Below are 14,825 nucleotides of genomic sequence, written 5' to 3' on the forward strand. Positions count from 1 at the left end.
GTACCGGATCTGGAATGTCTAGCATCATCATTATCGTTTTGATGATCGCCTTCATGTATTTCTTTATGATTCGGCCACAACAAAAGCAACGTAAAGAGCATCAATCAATGGTAAATCACTTGAAGAAGGGTGATCAGGTCGTAATGATCAGCCGTCTGCATGGGGTAATTGATGAAATCAATACTACCGATCAAACGGTAACGATTGATTGTGAAGGCGTCTACTTGACTTTTGACCTTTCCGCAATTGCACGGGTAATTCCAAGCAAGACGCAAGCTGCTGAAGCCCAACCTGCCAGTCAGGCTGCGGCCAGCGAAGAACCAGCCAGTCAGGCCAGTGAAGCTAGTGAGGCTCCGGCAAGTGAAGCCGCACCAGCCAGTGAATCTGCAGAAGCTGCTGATGATCAAAAGCCGGCTGAAAGCGACAGTGCTGACGCTGACAAGTAATCGTAACTCAACGCTAAAAATCCTGATGGGCAAGCAGCTCATCGGGATTTTTACGTTTAAGGGACAAGCAAAAAACGTCAATTGCTGATATACTGGTGAATGGTTTTAAAATAGCAATTTATTTAATATGCAAGGAGGATTTTGTTAAATGGACGAGTTAACGTCAATTCTTGAACAGATAAAAAAGTACAACAAAATCATCATTCATCGCCACCAGCGTCCTGATCCCGATGCAATCGGCTCGCAAGTTGGCTTGGCTGAGATTTTAAAGGCTTCGTTTCCCTACAAGCAGATCTATGTCGTTGGCAAGCACATCCCAGGATTTGATTGGATCGGTACGATGGATGAAATCGAAAGCGACGTTTATGACGATGCTTTGGTAATCGTGACTGATACGGCCAACGCTCCCCGCATTGATGATCGTCGGTTCAACAATGGCGATGAGCTGATTAAGATCGACCACCATCCTAATGACGAGCCTTATGGTGATTTGATGTGGGTTAGAGATGATGCTTCCAGCTGCTCGGAAATGATCTATGAGTTTTATGAACGGTTCACAAACGAACTGAAGCTGCCGCAAAAGGCTGCTCATGCTCTGTATGCCGGGATCGTTGGCGATACGGGTCGTTTTTTGTATCCGGCAACTACGCCAAACACGATGCGGATTGCAGGTGAGCTGATGGCTGCCGGTGCGGATGCGGCAACGATCTGTCAGCGTGAGGATACGATCACGCTGCCCATGGCTCGCTTATCGGCATACGTCTATGAAAACATGACTCTGTTGGAAAGCGGAGCAGCCTATGTGGTCTTGACCGATGCAATCTTGAAGCGCTATGGCTTGACTGAAGCTGGGACTTCAGCTGTCGTGCCTTTGCTGGGCAAGGTTCAGGGGGTTAAGGCATGGGCGATCTTTGTTGAACAAGAAGATGGCCATTATCGGATTCGTCTGCGCTCTAAAGGTCCTTTTATCAATGAGCTGGCTAAAAAGCATCAAGGCGGCGGTCATCCATTAGCCAGTGGTGCCAAGGCTCGTGATGAACAAGAAATCAAAGAAGTGGTCAGTCAGCTGGACGAGTTGGCTGCCAATGCCTAACCAAGAAAGGAAATCCAACCTCAATGACTGAAACATTTGCTGATTTTCATTTTCAACCTTTTTTAATGGAGGCCTTAAAAGATCTTCATTTCGTTAAGCCGACACCGGTTCAAGAAAAAGTGATTCCAATCGTGCTTGCTAACAAGAGCGTGGTTGGTCAGTCCCAGACCGGGAGCGGTAAGACGCATGCTTTTTTGCTGCCGATTTTTGAACAGCTGGACGCTGAAGATCAAAACGTGCAGGTCGTAATTACCACGCCCAGTCGTGAACTTGCTTACCAGATCTATAACGCAGCCAAGCAGCTGAATCGGTTTGCACCGCAAAAATTTACGATTCACAATTACGTTGGGGGGACCGACAAGCAGCATCAGATTGATCAGCTGCAGCGAAAACAGCCTCAGCTGGTAATCGGTACGCCGGGGCGCATTCTGGATCTGATCAACTCGCAGGCTTTAGATATTCATACTGCTCATCGCTTTGTCGTTGATGAAGCTGATATGACGCTTGATATGGGCTTTTTGGAACAGGTTGACGGCATTGCCAGCCATTTTCCAGAAGACTTGCAGATGATGGTCTTTTCGGCAACGATTCCTCAAGGGCTGCGGCCATTTTTGAAGAAGTATATGGAAAACCCCGTTGTTGAAGAGATTCCTACCGAAACGGTAATCAATCCCAACGTTGACAACTGGCTGATGTCGACTAAGGGCCGTGATAAAAATGAGATGATCTATCAGCTTTTGACGCTGGGCGATCCATATCTGGCCTTGATTTTTGCCAATACTCGTCAGCGAGCCGAAGAGATTACCGACTACCTGCAGCAGCAAGGACTAAAGGTTGCTCTGATTCATGGCGGCCTTGAGCCAAGAGCACGGAAACGGATCATGCGCCAGATTCATAACCTTGACTATCAATATGTCGTTGCGACTGATCTGGCTGCACGGGGAATCGATATTGATGGCGTATCGCTGGTAATCAATGACGATATTCCAAGTGATCTGGAATACTTTGTTCACCGCGTTGGTCGGACGGGGCGTGCCAATATGAAGGGGACGGCGATTACGCTGTATGCTCCGGCAGAAGACGAAATGATTGCCAAATTGGAAGAGCGCGGCATTAAATTTACTCCAAAGACGTTTAAGAATGGGCAGATTGTAACGACTTATGACCGCAATCGGCGGAAAAACTATCATCGTCGCAAGGAAAGTCTGGATACGACGCTGCGTGGCTTCGTCAAAAAGACTAAAAAGAAGGTCAAGCCCGGCTACAAGAAACGGATCCAGCGAGCAATCAAAGAAGATGAGCAGGAAAAACGCAAGCTCGCCAAGCGTCATGAAATGCGTAAGGCAAAACGTCAGCGTCAGCGTCAGCATCGGCGGGAGCGGGAAAATAATGGTCGTTGATTTTTAAGATCAGCTCGCTTATAATATGGACTGTTTGGGATATGCTTTTTGATGTGAGCTTTCAGAAACGTTTTGGCTGCTGTGAAAAACGACGATCATCATTAGGTGCTCCCCAGATTCACAATTCAACAATCAGCTTCCGAAATTCGGAAATTTAAAGAGGTAAACGAAATCCATCGTTGCAAGCAGAGTGGTACCGCGTCAAAAGGCGTCTCTGATTCGCAAGGATGGTTTTTTGTTTTTACCAGGAAAGGAAGATAACATGAGCAAGGAATTAAAGCACCTCAACAGTGCCCAAGTACGCCGCATGTACCTGGATTTCTTTATTCAACACGGTCATACCGAAATGCCAAGTGCCTCTTTGGTGCCGGTTGATGACCCAACGCTGCTCTGGATCAACTCTGGGGTTGCTACGATGAAAAAGTACTTTGATGGGGAGGTCGTACCTAAGAACCCGCGGATGACCAGCTCGCAAAAGAGTATTCGGACCAACGATATTGAAAACGTTGGTAAAACGGCGCGTCATCATACGATGTTTGAAATGCTGGGTAATTTTTCGGTCGGCGACTACTTTAAAAAAGAAGTCATTCCTTGGGCTTGGGAGCTGCTGACCAGTGACGAATGGTTCGGCTTTGATCCTGAAAAGCTGTACGTTACCTATTACCCAAAGGACAACGACGCTCATCGCTGCTGGCTGGAAGCCGGGGTTGCCGAAGATCACCTGCTGGCCAACCAAGACAACTTCTGGGACATTGGCCAAGGTCCATCTGGTCCCGATACGGAAATCTTTTATGACCGTGGTCAGGAAATGAACAATGTACCTGAAGATGATCCAGAAAACTACCCTGGTGGTGAAAACGAACGCTATCTGGAAATCTGGAACATCGTCTTCTCCCAATTCAATCATACGCCAGAGGATACCTATGAGCCGCTGCCACATAAGAATATCGATACTGGGATGGGGCTGGAACGGGTTGTCTCCATTTTTGAAAATGCGCCAACCAACTTTGAAACCGACCTCTTTATGCCGCTGATCAAGCAGACTGAAGAATTCAGCGGTGTTAAAAAGTATGGTGCTGACAAGGATGAAGACGTCTTCTTTAAGATCATTGCCGATCATATCCGTACGATCACGTTTGCAATCAGTGATGGTGCTCTGCCATCCAACGTTGGGCGTGGCTATGTAATTCGTCGCCTGCTGCGGCGTGCGGTCGTTGCCGGCAAGAAGCTGGGCATTGACAAGCCATTCTTGTACAAGCTGGTGCCAACGGTTGGCAAGATTATGGAATCATACTATCCAGACGTCTTAAAAAATGCCGACTACATTGCCTCAGTCATCAAGTCTGAAGAAGAACGCTTCAACACGACGTTAAACGGCGGCTTGAGTCTGTTAAACGACGTGATTGAAAAGGCCAAGGCAGATGGCAGCAATAAGATCGATGGCAAGACGGCCTTTAAGCTGTACGATACCTATGGCTTCCCAATTGAACTGACCAAGGAATATGCGGCTGATGAGGGCCTTAGCGTTGATGAAGCTGGTTTTGAAGCCGCCATGACCGAACAGCAGAATCGGGCCCGCAAAGCTCGTGACATTGACAACGGAATGGGCGTTCAGACGGATGTTTGGACCGAATTCAAGGAGCCAAGCAAGTATGTCGGCTATACCGATCTGGAAGTTCAAAATGCCAAGGTAATCGGCTTGGCTCAAGCTGGTCAGCATGTTGAAGAGGCATTGCCAGGCGACAAGGATGTCGAGGTTATTTTTGACGTCACGCCATTTTATGCTGAGATGGGTGGCCAAGTTGCCGACACAGGGGACATTATCGACAACTTCGGTAATCTGGTTGGCCGCGTTGTCGACGTTCAGCACGCGCCAAACCAGCAAAACCTGCATCGGGTAGAATTGCAGTCGCCATTGAAAAAGGGTGCTCGCTATGCACTGAAGGTTGATCGGCTGCGTCATTTGAAGATCGAAAAGAACCACACCGCTACGCACCTGCTTGATCAGGCTCTGCGCAACGTCTTAGGCGGACACACGCAGCAGGCTGGTTCTCTGGTTGAACAGCACTACTTACGCTTTGACTTCAACCATTTTGGCCAGGTAACGGACCAAGATCTGAAAGCCGTTGAAGATATGGTCAACGAACAGATCTGGAAAGAAATCCCGGTAACGACGGTTGAAACCGATCTGGAAGCTGCCAAAAAGATGGATGCCATTGCCCTGTTCTCTGACAAGTACGGTGACAAGGTACGGGTCGTTAAGATCGGTGATTACAACACTGAATTCTGTGGCGGCGATCACGTTAAGAACACTAATGAGATCGGACTGTTTAAGATTGTTTCTGAAGGTGGGGTTGGTGCCGGCGTACGGCGGATCGAAGCCGTGACCTCAAGCGATGCCTTCAAGTTCATGCAGGAACATGACGATCTGCTGACGCAAACGGCTGGTGAATTGAAGGTTGCTCAGCTTAAAGAAGTACCGCATCGAGTTGAAGAACTGCAAAGTCAGCTGAAAGAAGCTCAAAAGCAAAATGAGGCTTTGGAGGCCAAACTGGCTGCTCAACAAGCCAACGCGGTCTTTGACAATGTTCAAGATACCAAGCAGGGAACACTGATTGCAGCGCAGGTCAACGTTGCCGGTATGGGACAATTGCGGCAGCTGGCTGATAGCTGGCGAGCCAAGCAGCTGTCTGATGTTTTGGTTTTGGCAACTGGCAGTGAAGGCAAGGCCAACATGCTGGTAGCCGTTAGCGATGACAAGACTAAAGACATCAAGGCTGGCGATGTTATTAAGGCGATTGCCCCAGCGATCAACGGTGGCGGTGGCGGCCGTCCTAACCTGGCACAAGCCGGTGGCAAAAAGCCGGAAGGTATTCCAACCGCACTGAAGCAGGCTGCCGAATATCTGAATAAATAGCTGCTCTTTATAAGACGGAGTGTCAAAACGGCACTGCGTCTTTTTTGATGATTAAAGGTTGATTAAGGAAAAGCTTGCTGATTGTGATTTGTTAAGTGGTATAGTAGAATTAAGTACTGATAAAGAAAGGTCGGGGGTGAAAAGATGGCAAGTGACAAGACCATGTTTTTTGACTTTGGCAAAGAAAAACCAAAAGACGTCAAAGAAACCTTAAATACTGTATACCAAGCCTTAGAAGAAAAAGGCTACAATCCAATCAACCAAATCGTTGGTTATCTGCTTTCTGGCGATCCAGCCTATATTCCACGCTTGAATGATGCCCGCAACTTGATTCGTGAACATGAGCGTGATGAAATCATTGAAGAACTCGTGCGCTTCTATCTGCAGCATAATGGAGATGCCAAATGAGACTCTTAGGACTGGATGTCGGCTCTAAGACCGTTGGCGTTGCTGAAAGCGATCCACTAGGCTGGACGGCACAGGCAGTAGAGATCATTCCGATTGATGAGGAAGCCGGCGAGTTTGGTCTTGATCGGGTGGCAGAACTGGTTAAAAGTCGGCAGATTGCCGGTTTTGTGATCGGCCTGCCGAAGAACATGAATAATACCGAGGGACCACGTGTTGAGGCATCACATCATTATGGTGAGCTGCTGGTGGAAAAATTTGGCCTGCCAATCGATTTTCAAGATGAGCGTCTGACTACGGTTGAGGCTCATCGAATGTTGGTCGAACAGGCTGATATTTCAAGACGCAAGCAAAAGAAAGTAATTGATGAGCTGGCTGCAACGCTGATCCTGCAAAACTATCTCGATCGGCATGGCAAGCTGGTTCAAAAGCTATAAAGAGCGATAAAGGAGTTACTTATGAGCGAAAATCAACCACGCGGCAACGAAGAGATTTTTACGCTGGTCGACGAAAAGGGCAATGAAGAGCTCTACAAAGAAGCAATGCGCTTTAAGTCCGATCAAAACGGCAAATGGTACATCTGTCTTTACCCATTGGATGAAGAAAATGCCGATGAAGTTGATATTGAGGCCTTTTCATTTGAACCAGCCAGCGACATGGATGGCGTTGACAGTGGCGACATTCAGCTGATGCCAATTGAAAGTGACGAAGAATGGGCAATGGTTCAAGAAGTGCTTAATACGTTTATTGATGATGAAGGCAATTTCAATGCCTAAGTCCGACCAGAGAGGCTAAAAGAGACTTTTTTAGCCGGCTCAGGTTAAGATATCGGGACCTGGCGTGCGGTTTATCCGGATGCTGGGTCTTATTTATTATTGATTGAATTGATGCTGTAGATTAATGAGGCCGGAAAATGATTTTAACGACAGTAATTTTAGTTCTCTTGATTGGCTGCTGGGTTAATGGCACCAACCGCGGCCTGTTAGGCATGCTGATCTCGACTTGTACCTATTTGATCAGCTGGCTGGCCGCTAAAGTGGGGGCGCGCTTTTTTGGCGGCGCATTGGCTGAATTTCTGCCCCAGATTGGCAGCAATACTACCGGCTCGGTTAGTGGCAGTCTATTGAGCAGTATTGATCCAACTTCTTTTTTCTATAATGGCTTTGCCTTTATGATCATCTTCAGCACGATTTCTTTTTTGGGACATTGGCTGCTGAAAAGGACCAACTGGCTGAATCGCCTTCCTGTACTTGGCTCGGCAAATCGTTGGGCTGGTGGGGCACTGGACGTCTTGGTCGGCTATTTGATTATTTTTATGTTTTTGATGATTTTTCAGCTGTTTCCTAGCCAATGGTGGCAAGAGCAGCTTGCTCAATCGGGAATTGCTCAGCTGATGATCAGGGATACGCCGGGGATGGCCAAGGCAGCTCTGCAGCTATTGGGATAGATCGGCATCAGTCTTTAAAGCTTAATAGGTGCTTGATACGGACTGAAAGGAGTTTTAAATGAACGAAAAAATTTTAGAAACATTAGAATTTCAGCGAATTAAAGATCAACTGGCAAAGTATCTGGCATCGGCAACCGGCAAGCAGGAACTTGCTGAGCTGGTGCCGCAGTCTGATTATGAAACGGTACTTTCCTGGCAGAAAGAAACGATGGATGGAGCAGACATTCTGCGCTTAAAAGGCGGTATGCCGATTCCCAAACTGGCAGATGTTCGGCCGCAGATGAAGCGATTAAAGATCAAGGCCAGCTTAAATGGTGCCGAACTGGCGCAGATTGCCAAGGTATTGCGGGCCAGCATGAGCGTACAGCATTTTTTTGAAAGACTGCATGCCGAAAAAATCATGCTGCAGGTACTGCCTAAAGAAGTTGATGAATTGGTGACGATTCCTTCCATTACCAAGCGGCTTTTACAGTCAATCGATCAGGATACCGGTGCCGTTTTAGATGAGGCTTCCAGCAAGCTGCATGGTATTCGGCAGCTGATCGCTAAAACTGAGGCTGAGATTCGCCAGCAGATGGAAAAATATACGCATGGCAAAATGGCCAAGTATCTAAGCGAGCCGATTATTACGGTCCGCAATGAACGTTATGTGCTGCCAGTGCTGAGCCGTGAGCGAAGTCGTTTTGGCGGGGTGGTTCATGATCAAAGTGCCAGTGGTCAAACACTGTATATTGAGCCAGCCAGTACAGTTGATCTGAATAATCGTCTGCGTCAATCGCAAATCGAGGAACGGCAAGAGGTCAGAAGAGTCCTGGCAGCTCTTTCAACGATGCTGGCTCCTTATCGGCTGGATATTCAGAATAATGCCAAAATTCTGGGACACCTGGATTTTGTCAATGCCAAGGCTAAAATGGCTCATGATACCAAAGCGACGCTGCCATTGCTCAATCAAGCCGGTCAGGTAATGCTGAAAAAAGCACGGCATCCATTGATTGATCCTAAAAAAGCCGTTGCCAACGATATCAAGCTGGGACAGGACTATCATGCCATCGTGATTACTGGTCCAAACACGGGTGGGAAAACCATCACCTTAAAGACGCTGGGGCTGATTCAGCTGATGGGACAGTCTGGAATGTTTATTCCGGCAGCTGAGGGCAGCACGATTGCAGTTTATGACGAGCTTTTTGCCGATATTGGCGATGAGCAGTCACTGGAGCAGAATCTGAGTACGTTTTCTGGTCATATGGAAAACGTGAAGGCAATTCTGGACCAGACTACGGCTCACAGCCTAGTGCTGCTTGATGAGCTGGGAGCCGGAACTGATCCTAAAGAAGGGGCGGCGCTGGCAATGGCGATTTTAGACAAGATTGGTGCGTTGGGCAGTGACGTTGTGGTTACGACTCATTATCCCGAGCTAAAAGCCTTTGCCTATGATCGACCAGAAACCATCAATGCCAGCATGGAGTTTGACCAAAAAACGCTGCGGCCGACATATCGACTGCTGCTGGGTATTCCTGGGCAGTCAAATGGGATTGCTATTGCCAAGCGGCTGGGAATTGGTCAGGACGTAATTGCCGAGGCCCAATCGCTGGTCAGTGATGACAGCCAGGATCTAAACAAGATGATCGGCGAACTGGTTGAGCAGCGCAAACAGGCCCGTGAGCGCAGCGAGAAGCTTGAGGTGCTTTTGGCCAAAAATCAGGCAACGGAACAAGAGCTTAACGACAAGCTGACACGGTTTGAGGAACAGCGCGATAAGCTATATGAAGATGCTCGTTCCAAGGCTAACCATCAAGTTTCGCAGGCTAAGAAAAAAGCTGATCAGATTATCCATCATTTGCGCCAACTGGAGATTACTCAAGGCGGCCGCGTTAAGGAAAACGAATTGATCGATGCACAAGGGGCTTTAAATGCGCTGCACCAAAATCCGCGCCTAAAGCATAACTCAGTCTTGAAAAAAGCTAAGCAAAAGCGCGACCTGCATAAGGGAGATGCCGTCTTAGTCAAATCATATGGTCAAAGAGGCGAGCTTTTGGAAAAACGCGGCAACCACAAATGGGAAGTGCAGCTGGGAATCTTGCGGATGGAAATTGATGAAAACGACCTGGAGAAAATATCCAAGCGGCAGCTCGCCAATGCTGAAAAAGAGCGCGAACCCAAGCGTCGTCCGGTGCGTACGGTTCAAACGCGGCATACATCAGCCCGCCTTGATCTGCGCGGTCATCGCTATGAACAGGCGATGAGCGAATTGGCTCAGTTTATCGATCACGCGCTGCTTAATAATCTTTCGCCGGTTACCGTAATTCATGGTAAGGGAACTGGCGCGCTGCGAAAAGGAACATGGGAATATCTGCGCAGCAATCCGCGCGTTAAGTCGTTTGCCTATGCGGCGCCTAATGCTGGTGGTGATGGGGCAACGATCGTCTATTTACAGTAGGATAATTTTATTGAGACTAACTTATAAAAAGTAAGCAAAATAAGTGACGAAAATCAGCAGTTTTGGTAAGATAAGATCATCAACCAATGAAGGGAGCCTTTATCATGGCAGTTAAAACTACAACCGATCAGACTTTTGAACAAGACACCCAGCAAGGCGTTGTCTTGATTGACTTTTGGGCAACGTGGTGTGGGCCTTGCCGCATGCAGTCGCCAGTCGTAGATGCCTTATCAGAACAAATGCCTGACGTTGCCTTTTACAAGATGGACGTTGATGAAAATCCGGCAACGCCTCAGCAGTTTCGGATTATGAGTATTCCAACCTTGATGATCAAAAAAGATGGTCAGGTAGTCGATCAGCTGATTGGCTATCATTCTGCCGATCAGCTTAAGCAGGTTTTGAATCAATACCTGTAAAATAAAAAGCATCGCTCAATCAGTTTGATGAGTGATGCTTTTATTTTTTGGTTGCCTGCTTTTTACGACGAAAGTGGCGGCCTTTGTGAGAATCAGCTTCAGAAACTTGTTTAGCGGCTGGTTTTTCGATTTCAATAAATTCAGCCAGTTCTGTCCTTTCCGACTCAGCATCGGACTGAGGATCATTTTGAGCAAGAATTTCGACATAGCCGCGTTTGTGCTCGATTACCTCGGCTTCAGTAACGGCACTAAGCTGAAATTCAAGTTCTTGGGCGAGAAAACCGGCCTCTAGAGAAAATGAGGTTTCCTCTTTATCAACTGCCAACCGCTCCTCAACGATTGGGCCACTCAAACGCCAAACATGCTGAATTGAGTTTTTTTGACGCAGTTCGAGTTTTCCCATCCCCAGCTGCTCGGTTAAAACGATCAAGTCCTCAAGCGATGCTACCGGATACTCACGGGCCAGGTCCTTGCCAATCCAATAAAGAATGCCGTCAGTTTCTTTGCCGAGAATTGCTGGCAAAATCACATCGCGCATGGTGCCGGCAATCAAGCCGCGATGACTGTGTATCAAACGGTCGTAGGTTTTTTGACTCATCAGAAATACGATCCTTCCTTTTCGCAAATCATAATTCATTATAATAGAAAGTCAGACATTAGTTCCTTAAATATCGTTAAAAACTTATTTTAATTTGCTGCTGATGTTTTTTAACAATCAAAAAAGTTTGAATGCTGATTGGTAAGCCATCAATTGATGATTTTAAAATCAGGTTTGCCGCAAAACTTGAAAATAACGACAAATAAATAGATAATGGAGTTTCAAGTATTTGGAAGAAAGGTGTTGCAATTATGGATAAACGGCCGATTGGGATTATGGATTCCGGCCTTGGCGGCTTATCAGTCATCCGGATCATGAACCAGCAGCTGCCCCATGAAAAATTGATTTTTGTGGGCGATCAGGGACATTTTCCATATGGTACGCGCACGCAACAGGACGTTTGTCAACTGGCCTTAAACATTGGTGAGTTTTTCAAGCGCCAAAACGTCAAGATGATGATCATTGCCTGCAACACGGCAACAGCAGCCGCCTTGCCAACTCTACAGCTGAAGATGCCGTTTCCAGTAATCGGCATGATCGCTCCCGGAGCCAAAGGAGCACTGCAGCAGGAGCACCATGATTCGGTAGGCGTGATCGGAACGGCGTCAACAATTAAAAATCATGCTTATAAAAAAGCACTGCATCAACTAGATCCTGATGTTTTAGTAGTTGAAAAAGCCGCGCAGCCATTAGTTTCAATCGTTGAGCATGGTCAGACCGGAACCAGTCTTGCCAAACAGACGGTTGATGAACAGCTGGCAGTTTTTGATCAACAGCCGGTTGAGACTTTGATTTTAGGCTGTACGCATTTTCCTTTTTTGGCAGCTGAGATTCAACAAAAGCTCGGTAACAAGGTAACCTTGGTTGATCCCGCTAAAGAAGCAGTCAACAGTGCCGAAAAATGGCTGATTAGTCATGATGCCTGCAATGACGCTGCGCTGCTTCCACAGAGTCAGCTTTACTCAACCGGCGACGTCAAGGTCTTAGAATCAGGGGCCAATCAGTGGCTGAGCAATTCAAACTATACGTGTGCACATTTGGAACTTTAAGAAAGGAAAGCAGTTATGGAAACCATTGTAGTTGCTACCAAAAACCCAGGTAAGGCGCGTGAATATGCTGAAATGCTGGCGCCAAAAGGAATCGAGGTCAAGACGCTGGCAGATTTTCCCGCTTTTGCAATTGATGAGGACGGTCAGACATTTGAAGAAAATGCGCTGATCAAGGCCCAGACCGCCGTTGAAAAACTGAACTTACCGGTTTTGGCGGATGATTCAGGATTGGTGGTTGACGCTTTAAACGGCGAGCCGGGAGTTCATTCTGCCCGCTATGCCAAAGATCATGACGATGCTGCCAATAATGCCAAGCTATTGGAAAAAATGGCTGGGGTAGCTGATGAAAAAAGAACGGCGCACTTCCATACGACCATCGTGGGTTTAAAGCCTAATGGGGCCCAACTGACGGCTGATGGGCGCGTCGATGGACATATTTTGCATGAATTAACCGGCAGCAATGGCTTTGGCTACGATCCGCTTTTTTATGTCGATGAGCTGCATTGTGCCATGGCAGAGCTGAACAGCGAGCAAAAAAACGCCATCAGTCACCGGGGCCGCGCCTTAGCAGATTTTATGAAGCATTTTAACGAGTGGTGGCAGGCATAGCCTGATCGACGATGACAGTTTAGGGGAGTTGATTTAATGAAAGCATTATTTGTCAGTGACAATCACGGCGATCGTGCGATTTTACAAAAAATAACCGATCGTTTTGGCAATGAAGTCGACATAATGCTGCATTGCGGTGATTCAAACCTTGAGCCAAGCGATCCGGTCATGCAGCCATTTAGGACCGTGATTGGCAATACCGATTGGGGATTGGACTATCCGCAGTCTCAGTTGGCAGTCGCGGATCAAGAACGAATTTTGGTCGTGCATGGTCATCTTTATCAAGTCAATTTTACCTTGACGCCATTAATGCTGCTGGCTAAAGAGCAAAGAGCGACGATTGCAGCTTATGGTCATACTCATCAATTAGCCGTTGAGTTTAATCAAGGAACGCTTTATTTAAATCCGGGCAGCATCAGTCAGCCGCGTGGACAGTATCAAAATATTGGCGGAACCTTGGCGATCGTAACGGCTGACTCAAGTAAGCTTGACGTTCAGTACTATGATCGCATGATGCGGCCAGTTGATGATCTGCACTTTGTCTTTTTGCGTCAATAGACGATTATCTTGGTTTGGAATAACAGTCGCATTTGACGTCTATAAGCATTACAATAAAAGCAGGTTGATGAAGGGATGATTTAAGAATGATTAACCAACAGATTCGCCAATTAATGATGGATCGCCGTGAAAAATTCATGATTCCAGCCAGCCTGGTTGCTACGGTCAATGAAGACAATTCACTGTATCATGCATTCTTGGTACTGACTAAGGATCATTATGCCAAGATCGTCGTCGTCGATAATGAAAGCCACTATCGCGGATTACTGTCGCTTTCAATGATTACCGATGAACTGTTAGAAACTGATCGAATCAATCTGGATAAGCTGCAGACGATGAAGGTCAGAGACGTTATGCAGACTGACGCTCCAGTGATTACTGATCCTTATGACGTGGAAGAAAATCTGCATTTGCTGATTGATCAGTCATTTTTGACGGTCGTGTCTGAACATGGTGAATTTACCGGCATCGTTACGCGTCGCGAATTGTTGAAGGCCGTTAACTATGCGGCTCACACGTTTGATCGGCATTTTGAGGTGCTTGATCTGCCAGAAACTGAAAATGTCTAAAAAAAGAGCAGCCTGACTTAGGCTGCTCTTTTCTATCGAGAAAAATCAAAATAATGTTCAATCGTATCCAAAACGCCACTCTCTTGATTAGTCAGACGCGTTACGTTGGATGCAGCCAAGCGAATTGGTAAAGCGGCATTTTTCATGGCATAACTGTGAGAAGTCAGAGTAAGCATGCCCAGATCGTTTTCATTATCGCCAAAGGTCATGATTTCGTTTTGGCGCAGATTGAATTGATTGGCAATCGCCATTAAAGCATTGCGCTTAGTGGCATGAGCATCACCAATCAACTCAGTATTGAAGCCCGAGTTTTCCATGATCAGATTGGCTGGCAAAAGGTCGTCCAACTCACTGGTAACATCGGTAATATCAATATGATCGGCAAAATTTACCGAAATCTTAGTGAGCGGCTCATCAAGCGGATATTTAAAAATGTCTTGCAGGTTGGGGACGCGTTTAACGTTTTCATAAAAAAGCTTGACGACGGCAAAATTTTTCTCATCCATGGATTGATCAACAAATGAAGTCGTTGGTCCTGAAATAACCAGCTGATTGATATCGTCATCACCATACAGCCTGGTCAACGCGACCAAAACGGCCCTTAAGTCATCATGATGCAGCGGAAAGCAGTCAATCAGCTCATCGCCATAATGGATTACTGAACCATTTTGCGAGATAAAAATCATCTGGTCGGCAACTGCAGCAAATTCGCGACGCAGACGAGGGTATGAGGAACCGCTGGCTGCCACCAGCTGAACGCCATTTTTGGTCAGTTTGTCAAAGACTTTTTTAAAGCGGCGATGGTCGTAGTCGTGCTCATTATTTAAAAAAGTGCCATCCATATCAGTAGCAATTAAACGAATAGACATAGTCATAAACCT

At 46.8% G+C, this 14,825-nt stretch carries 16 protein-coding genes; 14 read left to right on the plus strand and 2 right to left on the minus strand.

What is annotated here, in order from left to right; translation table 11 throughout:
• Nucleotides 1-14: 14 nt before the first annotated feature.
• From yajC to trxA, 10 genes are all read left to right on the plus strand, one after another.
• Entirely contained in the window at nt 15-446 is a 432-nt protein-coding gene (gene yajC / locus ABC765_RS02665; protein ID WP_347953977.1) for a preprotein translocase subunit YajC, read from the plus strand.
• Nucleotides 447-594: 148 nt separating this feature from the next.
• Nucleotides 595-1,539, plus strand: a complete 945-nt coding sequence (locus ABC765_RS02670; protein WP_347952861.1) for a bifunctional oligoribonuclease/PAP phosphatase NrnA — start codon at nt 595-597, stop codon at nt 1,537-1,539.
• A 23-nt stretch (nt 1,540-1,562) separates the two neighbouring features.
• The gene (locus tag ABC765_RS02675) at nt 1,563-2,939 is read left to right on the plus strand and encodes a DEAD/DEAH box helicase (RefSeq protein ID WP_347963353.1); all 1,377 of its coding nucleotides are present in this window, start codon (nt 1,563-1,565) and stop codon (nt 2,937-2,939) included.
• 262 nt (nt 2,940-3,201) lie between these two features.
• Nucleotides 3,202-5,856 (plus strand): alanine--tRNA ligase, encoded by a 2,655-nt coding sequence (gene alaS, locus ABC765_RS02680; RefSeq protein WP_347980655.1) that lies wholly within the window; start codon nt 3,202-3,204, stop codon nt 5,854-5,856.
• A gap of 144 nt (nt 5,857-6,000) precedes the next feature.
• Nucleotides 6,001-6,264 carry an IreB family regulatory phosphoprotein gene (locus tag ABC765_RS02685; protein WP_006500229.1) on the plus strand — a complete coding sequence of 88 codons (264 nt, stop codon included), beginning with the start codon at nt 6,001-6,003 and terminating at the stop codon, nt 6,262-6,264.
• The gene (gene ruvX / locus ABC765_RS02690; RefSeq protein ID WP_006500228.1) at nt 6,261-6,698 is read left to right on the plus strand and encodes a Holliday junction resolvase RuvX; all 438 of its coding nucleotides are present in this window, start codon (nt 6,261-6,263) and stop codon (nt 6,696-6,698) included. The genes ABC765_RS02685 and ruvX overlap by 4 nt, the downstream gene beginning before the upstream one ends.
• Nucleotides 6,699-6,719: 21 nt before the next feature.
• The gene (locus tag ABC765_RS02695) at nt 6,720-7,037 is read left to right on the plus strand and encodes a DUF1292 domain-containing protein (protein WP_347980656.1); all 318 of its coding nucleotides are present in this window, start codon (nt 6,720-6,722) and stop codon (nt 7,035-7,037) included.
• 137 nt (nt 7,038-7,174) lie between these two features.
• The gene (locus tag ABC765_RS02700) at nt 7,175-7,708 is read left to right on the plus strand and encodes a CvpA family protein (protein ID WP_347980657.1); all 534 of its coding nucleotides are present in this window, start codon (nt 7,175-7,177) and stop codon (nt 7,706-7,708) included.
• 58 nt (nt 7,709-7,766) lie between these two features.
• The gene (locus tag ABC765_RS02705) at nt 7,767-10,145 is read left to right on the plus strand and encodes an endonuclease MutS2 (RefSeq protein WP_347980658.1); all 2,379 of its coding nucleotides are present in this window, start codon (nt 7,767-7,769) and stop codon (nt 10,143-10,145) included.
• A gap of 104 nt (nt 10,146-10,249) precedes the next feature.
• Nucleotides 10,250-10,561 carry a thioredoxin gene (gene trxA / locus ABC765_RS02710; protein WP_034540075.1) on the plus strand — a complete coding sequence of 104 codons (312 nt, stop codon included), beginning with the start codon at nt 10,250-10,252 and terminating at the stop codon, nt 10,559-10,561.
• A 40-nt stretch (nt 10,562-10,601) separates the two neighbouring features.
• Here the strand turns inward: trxA and ABC765_RS02715 are convergent, their stop codons facing one another.
• A complete protein-coding gene (locus ABC765_RS02715; RefSeq protein WP_347980659.1) occupies nt 10,602-11,159 on the minus strand; it encodes a YslB family protein in 558 nt (185 codons plus the stop codon).
• A gap of 251 nt (nt 11,160-11,410) precedes the next feature.
• Here ABC765_RS02715 and murI point away from each other — a divergent pair, with 251 nt between their 5' ends.
• The 4 genes from murI (at nt 11,411) to cbpB (ending at nt 13,944) form a co-directional block, all read left to right on the plus strand.
• Complete coding sequence (murI, locus tag ABC765_RS02720; RefSeq protein WP_347963357.1) at nt 11,411-12,208, plus strand: glutamate racemase; 798 nt, start codon at nt 11,411-11,413, stop codon at nt 12,206-12,208.
• 15 nt (nt 12,209-12,223) lie between these two features.
• Nucleotides 12,224-12,817 carry an XTP/dITP diphosphatase gene (locus tag ABC765_RS02725; RefSeq protein ID WP_034540077.1) on the plus strand — a complete coding sequence of 198 codons (594 nt, stop codon included), beginning with the start codon at nt 12,224-12,226 and terminating at the stop codon, nt 12,815-12,817.
• Between the two features lie 36 nt (nt 12,818-12,853).
• A complete protein-coding gene (locus tag ABC765_RS02730) occupies nt 12,854-13,375 on the plus strand; it encodes a metallophosphoesterase (protein WP_347963358.1) in 522 nt (173 codons plus the stop codon).
• A gap of 86 nt (nt 13,376-13,461) precedes the next feature.
• Nucleotides 13,462-13,944, plus strand: coding sequence for a cyclic-di-AMP-binding protein CbpB (cbpB, locus tag ABC765_RS02735; protein WP_006500219.1), 483 nt, complete (start codon nt 13,462-13,464; stop codon nt 13,942-13,944).
• Nucleotides 13,945-13,976: 32 nt separating this feature from the next.
• On the opposite strand, the gene ABC765_RS02740 is transcribed toward cbpB, so the two are convergent.
• A complete protein-coding gene (locus ABC765_RS02740; RefSeq protein WP_347980660.1) occupies nt 13,977-14,813 on the minus strand; it encodes an HAD family hydrolase in 837 nt (278 codons plus the stop codon).
• Nucleotides 14,814-14,825 lie beyond the last annotated feature (12 nt).

Source organism: Limosilactobacillus sp. WILCCON 0051 (assembly GCF_039955095.1).
GTDB lineage: Bacteria > Bacillota > Bacilli > Lactobacillales > Lactobacillaceae > Limosilactobacillus > Limosilactobacillus allomucosae.